At 70.9% G+C, this 6,032-nt stretch carries 5 protein-coding genes; 4 read left to right on the top strand and 1 reads right to left on the bottom strand.

The genetic code is table 11. The features are described 5' to 3' along the window. Nucleotides 1-96: 96 nt before the first annotated feature. Nucleotides 97-1,815 (bottom strand): S8 family serine peptidase, encoded by a 1,719-nt coding sequence (locus RWP81_RS13560; RefSeq protein ID WP_314456936.1) that lies wholly within the window; start codon nt 1,813-1,815, stop codon nt 97-99. A gap of 710 nt (nt 1,816-2,525) precedes the next feature. On the opposite strand from RWP81_RS13560, the gene ribD reads away from it, so the two are divergent. Genes ribD through ribH form a run of 4 tightly spaced genes read left to right on the top strand, consistent with a single transcriptional unit; the run spans nt 2,526 to nt 6,020 of the window. Further along, nucleotides 2,526-3,602, top strand: coding sequence for a bifunctional diaminohydroxyphosphoribosylaminopyrimidine deaminase/5-amino-6-(5-phosphoribosylamino)uracil reductase RibD (gene ribD / locus RWP81_RS13555; RefSeq protein WP_314456935.1), 1,077 nt, complete (start codon nt 2,526-2,528; stop codon nt 3,600-3,602). After that, nucleotides 3,602-4,282, top strand: coding sequence for a riboflavin synthase (locus tag RWP81_RS13550; RefSeq protein WP_314456933.1), 681 nt, complete (start codon nt 3,602-3,604; stop codon nt 4,280-4,282). Before ribD ends, RWP81_RS13550 begins: the two co-directional genes overlap by 1 nt. Next, the gene (gene ribA, locus RWP81_RS13545; protein ID WP_314456930.1) at nt 4,279-5,547 is read left to right on the top strand and encodes a GTP cyclohydrolase II; all 1,269 of its coding nucleotides are present in this window, start codon (nt 4,279-4,281) and stop codon (nt 5,545-5,547) included. The genes RWP81_RS13550 and ribA overlap by 4 nt, the downstream gene beginning before the upstream one ends. Then, on the top strand, nt 5,547-6,020 hold the full coding sequence (gene ribH, locus RWP81_RS13540; protein ID WP_314456928.1) for a 6,7-dimethyl-8-ribityllumazine synthase: 474 nt from the start codon (nt 5,547-5,549) through the stop codon (nt 6,018-6,020). The genes ribA and ribH overlap by 1 nt, the downstream gene beginning before the upstream one ends. Nucleotides 6,021-6,032 lie beyond the last annotated feature (12 nt).

Here is a 6,032-nt window from a genome sequence, read left to right as displayed (position 1 = left end):
GGCCCGCCCGCTGACGCCGCCGCCGGCGCCGGCGCCGGCGGCACGAACGACAGCGGCGGGCGACACCGAAGTGCCGCCCGCCGCGGTTGTCAGGGGTCAGGAAACCGAGATCGTCACGATCGGGCTCCACCCGATGTTGCCCGCTGCGTCGACGGCACGCGAGCGGATCTGGTAGCGACCCTTCGGGTACTGGCTGGAGTCGAGCGTCGTGCGCCAGAGCCCGTCGCTGCCGCGCACGGCATCGCCGAGCTTGGTCGAGCCCGCCCAGAAGCTGACGCCCGTCACACCCACGTTGTCACCCGCCGAGGCGACGAGGTCACCGCGGCCCGAGATCGTCGTACCCGTGGTGGGGCTGACGATCGAGGTGGTCGGCACCGTCTTGTCCGGCCCGGCGGTCGGCGACGGGGTCGGCGTCGGAGTGGGCGTCCGCGTCGGGGTGGGCGACGGAGTCGGCGACGCGGTCGGCGTCGGAGACGCGGTCGGAGTGGGCGTCGGCGTCGGCGTGGGCGTCGGCGTCGGCGGCGGAACGGAGCCGGTCGGTGCGACCGTGGCCAGGTAGCCGTAGTACTTGCTCGGCGAGGAGCCGGCGGCCGAGGGGCTGCCGAACCACGTGTGGCCCTTCGCGTCGGCGGCGGACGCCTGTGCGATGACCTGGCGGATGACCTGAGGAGTGCTCAATCCGGGGCAGCTACCCGAGGCGAAGCAGTTCAGGACCACGCCGCTGAGAGCCGCGGTGGCCATCGATGTGCCCGACTGGATGTACCCGAAGCGGTCACCCTTGAGGGTGGTGTACGGGCACGTGCCGGGGGCTGCCAGCGTGTGGGCCTTATCGGCGTCGGAGACGGCGAAGTTCGTGTTCAACCAGGGCGAGTCGTCCTTGGTGGAGAGGCCGCAGGTGCTCGCGGCCAGTCCGCCGGGTTTGCCGTCGTAGTCGGCCATGTTGGTGGCCACCAGCACCTCGTCGTACGAGCCGGGGAGGACGCGACCCAGATCGGTGGCGCCGTTTCCGGCTCCGGAGACCACCACGACGCCCTGCGACGTCAGCCGGCAGATGGACTGGTGAAGCGCGTCACTGTTGCTGTAGCCGCAATTGCCATCGTCGACGCCTTCGAAGCCGAGGCTCATGTTGGCGACCTTGATGTTGTAGGTCGCTGCATTGGCGACGACCCAGTCGACACCGCAGAGCACCGAGGAAAGCGTGCCCTTGTTCTTCGCATCCATCACGCGAACCGAATAGATCGGTGCGCCGGGGGCGACGCCGACCGTGCCGAAGTCGTTGTCGTAGGCAGCGATGTAGCCCGAGACGCCCGTTCCGTGACCGTTGCCGTCGCGCTCGTCGCTGGTGCCGAGGCAGTTGACCGCTTTGACGAGGTTGTAGTCGATGTGCGGGTTGACGCCCGAGTCGATCACCGCGACCGCGGGTCCGGTCCAGGCGGTCTGCACCCCATCGCCCGCGTTGACCGGCGCCTTGTCCGCCTGCACGGTCTTCGGCGTGGGGGTGTTCATCTGCGCGAAGCCCTCGACCTCGACGTCGGCCGTGAGGATGCTGACGCGGCGGTCGCTCGCCAGCGCGGTGGCCTCGGCTGCGGTCAGCGTGGCCGCGAAACCGTTCAGCGCGGCGGTGTACCGGTCGTCGATGTCGACGCCGTAGCGCGATGCGAGCGCAACCGTATCGACGCCGTCGGCGAGCCCGATGATGTAGTCGCCCGCGGGACGCGTCGCTGCCGACGCCGGCGCTGCGCCGACCACACCGGCGAGCAGAACGGCGGCCACAGCCACCATCGCGCCCGCAGGACGGAAAATCTTCGAAGCCATTCTCTCTACCCTCGTGAAAGATTCAGGGCGGAGACATAGAAAATCCGCCATTGGACAGAATAGGGGTAGAACGTTTCAACCAGGTGACGCGAGGCGAATTGTTTGGTATTGATGCAAAACCGGTCCCCGACCACTCTGATCGGTGCGGGTAACCCGTGCGCACGCGGAGGCTCCCCGAGGGGAGACGCCGAATCGGCGTCGGCATCCGTGCGCCTCGCTCGGGGCCTGGGTCACCCGAGACCTAGCGGGCGCGCCCGCTACCACCCGAGGAACATCGCATAGCTGAGGGACCCGCCACGGACGAGCGCGGTGACTCTGGAGACGGCCGTGACCGCGGTCGGCGAGGTGGCGGCGCCGCCGGTCGTGCCGTTGCCGAGTTGCCCCGACTGGTCCGCACCGGCCTGCTGACCCCGAAGACCCCCGTGAAACGCGGGGGCCGGCTGCGTCGCCCGATGACGGGGAATGAATACGCGAAAGGCGCGTTGAGTAGACTCCGAAGAGCAACAACGTGCTCCGGGGTCGGTGGGAATCCGAACCGGCGGTGACAGTCCGCGAACCCTCCCGCTTCGGCGGTGGGGCCGATCCGGTGGAATTCCGGAACCGACGGTGATGCGGGGGTCCTCCCCCGCTAGTCCGGATAGGAGGCAGCACGGTAGGCGCGACGCGCCTTCCCGCTGGCCCTGCCCCGACACCGCGGGAAGGACAGGGAAATGGCATCCGCCGTCGAGATCGACGCCATGCGGCGAGCACTGCAACTCGCCCGGCGCGGCCCGCGCGGGCTGAATCCGCAGGTGGGTGCGGTCGTCCTGTCCCCCGCCGGAGACGTGCTCGCCGAAGGATTCCATCGCGGCGCGGGTACCGCGCACGCCGAGGTCGACGCTCTGTCGCAGCTGGCGCCGGATGCCGCGCGCGGCGTCACCGCGGTCGTCACCCTCGAGCCGTGCAACCACACCGGCCGCACGGGACCGTGCGCCCAGGCGCTCATCGAAGCGGGGGTGGCCCGGGTCGTCTACGCCCTCGACGACCCCACGGATACCGCCGCCGGTGGCGCCGACCGCCTCCGCGGCGCGGGGGTCGAGGTGGAGACCGGACTCGAACGAGAGGCCGCCGAGGCGTTGATCCACGACTGGGTCACCCTGCAACGCACCGGCCGCCCGCACGTCACCGTCAAGTGGGCGCAGAGCCTCGACGGACGCGCCGCCGCCGACGACGGCACGAGCCAGTGGATCACCGGCACCGCCGCACGCCGCGACGTGCACTCCCGCCGCACGATCGCCGACGCGATCGTGGCCGGCACCGGCACCGTGCGCGCCGATGATCCCGCCCTGACCGCACGCGCCGACGACGGCTCGCTGCTCGAGGCCCAACCGATCCCCGTCGTCGTGGGCGAGAGCGAGACGACTCCGGATGCCGCGGTGCGCCGTCATCCGCGCGAGCCTCTCTTCTACGCGACGCACGACCTGCGCGCGGTGCTCGCCGACCTCGCCGAGCAGGGCGTGCAGCGCGTGTTCGTCGAGGGCGGTCCCACCCTCGCCAGCGCGTTCATCCGTGAGGGACTCGCTGACGAGGTGCTCGCGTACATCGCCCCCGTGCTGCTCGGCGGATCCCGCCTCGCGCTGGGCGACATCGGCGTGTCGAGCATCGCGGGAGCGCTGCGGCTGGCCGTGGCATCCGTCCAGCAGCTCGGCGACGACCTGCTGATCGTCGCCACTCCCCGCGTGGCCGCGGAAGACAACTCTCCCGACGCCGCACGCGTCGGGAGCCACCAGAACGAAGGAGACGCCTGATGTTCACCGGAATCGTCGAAGAGATCGGCGCCGTCACCGCCGTCGAACCGTCCGGCGACGGCGTGCGACTGACGCTGCGCGCCCCGCTGTCGGTGTCGGACGCCGGACACGGCGACTCGATCTCGGTCAGCGGCGTGTGCCTCACCGTCGTCGACCAGGGCGACGACTGGTTCACGGCCGACGTCATGAGACAAACCCTCGACATGTCGACTCTCGCCGACGTGGCGCCGGGCCGCTCCGTCAACCTGGAGCGGGCGACGGCCGCGCACGGGCGCCTCGGCGGACACATCGTGCAGGGCCACATCGACGGCACGGGCGTCGTCCGCGAGGTACGCCCCGGTGCGCAGTGGAGCGTCGTGCGGGTCGGCATCCCGGCGCACCTCGCTCCCCTCGTCGTCGACAAGGGCTCGATCGCGATCGACGGGGTCTCGCTCACCGTCAGCGCTGTCAGCGAGGCCACCGACCCGCAGCCGTGGCTCGAGGTGTCGCTGATACCCGAGACCCTCGCGGCGACCACGCTCGGCCGCGCCGAGGCCGGAACCCCCGTCAACCTCGAAACCGACATCCTGGCACGGCACGTGCAACGCATGCTCGCCTTCCGCACGACCGCCGACACGTCCGGCGACACCGAAGAGAACCCCGCGGCCGCGGCCGCAACGACCGAGAGGGGCTCCGCATGAGCCTGTCCACCATCCCCGAGGCCCTGGAGGCCCTGCGTCAGGGGCGGCCCATCCTGGTCGCCGACGACGAGAACCGCGAGAACGAGGGCGACGTCATCATCTCGGCGGAGCTCGCCACCCCCGAGTGGCTCGCCTGGACGGTGCGCTGGTCGAGCGGCTACGTCTGCGCGCCCATGCCCGGCGAGTGGGCCGACCGCCTCGACCTCCCCCCGATGGTCGAGGTGAACCAGGACGCCCGCGGCACGGCCTACACCGTGAGCGTCGATGCGGCATCCGGAGTCACCACGGGCATCAGCGCGGCCGACCGCGCGCGGACCCTGAACGTGCTTGCCGACCCGGAGTCGGTGCCCACGAACCTCATCCGTCCGGGGCACGTCCTTCCCCTCCGGGCCGTCGACGGGGGCGTGCGCGAGCGCGCGGGACACACCGAGGCCGCCGTCGACCTCATGCGGCTCGCGGGCCTCGAGCCGGTCGGCGCGATCGCCGAGGTGGTGGCCGACGACGGCAGCATGATGCGATTGCCCGGACTCTTCGAGCTCGGCGAGCGCGACGGCATCCCGGTCATCACGATCGAGCAGCTCATCGCCTACCTCAACGAGACCGACCCGCTGCCGGCGGCGACCCCCGCGCGTCGGCGGGTGAGCTTGCGGGCCGAGTCCAACGTGCCCACCTCGCACGGCACGTTCCGCTTCCTCGCCTACAAGGACCGCGTGACCGGTACCGACCACCTCGCCGTCGTCTCGGGCGACCTCACCGAATCCGCGCCGCTCGTTCGGGTGCACTCCGAATGCCTGACGGGCGAGGCCTTCGGCTCGCTGAAGTGCGAGTGCGGTCCGCAATTGGAGGCCGCGCTCGACACCATCGACCGCGACGGCGGCATCGTCATCTATATGCGTGGCCACGAGGGCCGCGGCATCGGGCTGATCAACAAGCTGCGCGCGTACAACCTGCAGGAGCGCGGCATGGACACCGTGGATGCCAACCTGGCCCTGGGCCTGCCCGCCGACGCCCGCGACTACGCCGCCGCCGCCGGCATCCTCGCCGACCTCGGAGTCGATAAGGTGCGACTGCTGACGAACAACACCGACAAGGTCGCGCAGCTGCGCGGCTTCGGTCTCGACGTCGTCGAACAGGTGCCCCTCCTCGTCGGCGTCGGTCCCAACAACCACCAGTACCTCGAGACGAAGCGTGACCGCATGGGCCACATCATCGGCGAGGACGACCTGCGCGACGCCCTCGCGCACGCGAAGGAAGAGAGCGCCTGATGGCCGGCAGTGGAGCACCCGAGACCGGCGGCGTGGACGCCTCCGATCTGAACATCGTCGTCATCGCCGGCACCTGGCACGAGGTGATCACCGACGGCCTGATCGCGGGCGCCCAGCGGATCCTGGATGCCACGGGAGCCACCTACCGCGTCGTGCGGGTTCCCGGCTCCTTCGAGCTGCCCGTGGCCGCGCGTGCCGCATTCGACGGCGGGGCGGATGCCGTCGTCGCCCTCGGCGTGATCATCCGGGGCGGGACGCCGCACTTCGAGTTCGTGTCGTCGGCCGCGACCGACGGTCTGACGCGAGTCGCCCTCGACGCGGGCAAGCCCGTCGGCTTCGGTGTGCTGACGCTGGACGACGAGCAGCAGGGCCTCGATCGTGCCGGGCTCGAGGGCTCGAAAGAGGACAAGGGCGAGGAGGCCGCCGACGCGGCGATCCGCACCGCTCTCGTGCTGCGGGAGCTGCGCGGCTGACGCGCACCGGCC

Origin of the sequence: uncultured Microbacterium sp. (assembly GCF_963521695.1) — a bacterium.
In the GTDB taxonomy this organism is placed as follows: domain Bacteria; phylum Actinomycetota; class Actinomycetes; order Actinomycetales; family Microbacteriaceae; genus Microbacterium.
The sequence above is the reverse complement of the archived record's forward strand: the minus strand, read 5'-3'. Positions and strand labels throughout refer to the sequence as shown.